A 2,120-nucleotide genomic window follows, 5' to 3' on the forward strand; every position below is an offset into this window, starting at 1 on the left:
GCCCCCTCCCCCGCGCTGCCCGCCGAGGGCGCCCTGCTGGACGCCGTCGCGGGCCACAGCGTCGGTGAGTTCACGGCCGCCGCCATCGCCGGTGTCCTGTCCCCCAAGGACGCGATGGCCCTGGTGGCCGAACGCGGCCGGGGCATGGCCGACGCCGCGGCGCGGACCGAGACCGGTATGACCGCCGTGCTCGGCGGCGACCGCGAGCAGGTGCTGGCGGCGATCGCCGCCGCCGGTCTGACCGCGGCCAACGACAACGGTTCCGGCCAGATCGTGGCCGCCGGCACCACCGCGCAGCTCGCTGCCTTCGCCGAGAACCCGCCCGAGCGGGCGCGGCTGCGCGCCCTGTCGGTCGCGGGCGCCTTCCACACCGAGCACATGGCCCCGGCCGTGGAGCGGGTGCGGGCGGCCGCGGCCCCCCTGTCCCCCTCCGACCCCACGGTGCGCCTGCTCTCCAACGCCGACGGCGCCGTGGTCGAGAGCGGACCCGAGTACCTGGAGCGCCTCATCACCCAGGTCTCCTCCCCGGTCCGCTGGGACGCGTGCACGCAGACCCTGGCCGACCTGGGCGTGACCGCGATGATCGAGCTCACCCCGGCCGGCACGCTCACCGGCCTGGCCAAGCGCGCCCTGCGCGGGGTCGAGCTCCTCGCGGTCAAGACCCCCGACGACCTCGACCGCGCCGGCGCCCTCGTCAAGGAGCACGCCGGGAACCCCGCGGCCACCGACCAGGAAGGCTAACCATGTTCAGCTCCCCGAGAGCTCCCGGAGGCGCGTCGATCACCGCCTTCGGCGAGTACCAGCCCTCCCGGGTCGTGACCAACGCCGACCTCGAAGAGCGCGTCGACACCAGCGACGAGTGGATCCAGAGCCGCGTGGGCATCCGGGAGCGGCGCATCGCGGGCTCCGAGGACACCGTGACCAGCATGGCCGTGGCGGCGGGCGGCAAGGCCCTGGCCGCCGGCGGCCTGTCCCCCGAGGACATCGACCTGGTGATCGTGGCCACCTGCACCGTGCAGGACCAGATCCCCAACACGGCCGCCACCGTCGCCGCCAAGCTGGGCATCACCGCCCCGGGCGCCTTCGACCTCAACGCCGCCTGCGCGGGCTTCTGCTACGCCCTGGGCGTGGCCGCGGACATGGTCCGCGGCGGCAGCTCCCGCAACGTGCTGGTGATCGGCTCGGAGAAGCTCAGCGACTGGGTGGACTGGGACGACCGCGGCACCTGTGTGATCTTCGCCGACGGCGCCGGGGCCGCGATCGTCTCCGCCTCCGAGGAGCAGGGCATCGGTCCCGTCGTGTGGGGCTCCTCCGGCGAGCGGGCCGCCAAGATCCACCTGCGCGAGGGCAAGTACCTTTGGCAGGAGGGCCAGGCGGTCTTCCGCTGGACCACCACCGAGCTGTACAAGGTCGCCCTGGAGGCCATGGAGAGGGCGGGTGTGGAGCCCTCGGAGCTGACCGCCTTCGTCCCGCACCAGGCCAACCTGCGCATCGTGGAGGCCATCGCCAAGAAGCTGGGCGCGCCCCAGGCACTCGTGGCCCGCGATATCGTCACCGCTGGCAACACCTCCTCCGCGTCCATCCCTCTCGCGCTCTCGCGGATGATCGGACGCGGGGAGCTGCCGTCGGGGAGCACCGTACTCACCCTGGGTTTCGGGGCGGGGCTGGTCTACGCCGCCCAGGTGATCCGCATCCCCTGAGCACCCGCCCGAACCCGCGGTCACACCACGCCGGTCGGGCCCGCGAGCCCGCGGCTCACGTGGTGTCCCCGAGCCGACACGAATCACCGAGCAAGGAGAAAGACGACATGGCCCAGCAGACCGAGCAGGAGATCCTCAAGGGCCTCGGCGAGATCATCGAGGAGATCGTCGGGACCGAGGCCTCCGAGGTCACCCCGGACAAGAGCTTCGTCGACGACCTGGACATCGACTCGCTGTCCATGGTGGAGATCGCCGTCGCCGCCCAGGACAAGTTCGGCGTGGAGATCCCGGACGACCAGCTCAAGGACCTCAAGACGGTCCAGGACGTCATCAACTTCATCCAGAAGTAGGCCGTTCGGGGCGGCGGGGCCCACCCCGTCCCGCCGCCCGACCCGCCGTCACGACCGGCTTCCCCTCACA

General features: G+C 72.5%; 3 protein-coding genes. All 3 read left to right on the plus strand.

Going from position 1 to position 2,120, the window contains the following annotated elements; genetic code table 11:
• A partial coding sequence (locus DQW06_RS28080) for an ACP S-malonyltransferase (protein ID WP_157983643.1) occupies nucleotides 1-741 on the plus strand: 741 nt, incomplete at its 5' end.
• 2 nt (nucleotides 742-743) lie between these two features.
• Entirely contained in the window at nucleotides 744-1,700 is a 957-nt protein-coding gene (locus DQW06_RS28085) for a beta-ketoacyl-ACP synthase III (RefSeq protein ID WP_013153967.1), read from the plus strand.
• A gap of 107 nt (nucleotides 1,701-1,807) precedes the next feature.
• On the plus strand, nucleotides 1,808-2,050 hold the full coding sequence (locus tag DQW06_RS28090; protein ID WP_013153968.1) for an acyl carrier protein: 243 nt from the start codon (nucleotides 1,808-1,810) through the stop codon (nucleotides 2,048-2,050).
• Nucleotides 2,051-2,120 lie beyond the last annotated feature (70 nt).

It is taken from the genome of Nocardiopsis sp. TNDT3, assembly GCF_003427465.1.
GTDB lineage: Bacteria > Actinomycetota > Actinomycetes > Streptosporangiales > Streptosporangiaceae > Nocardiopsis > Nocardiopsis dassonvillei.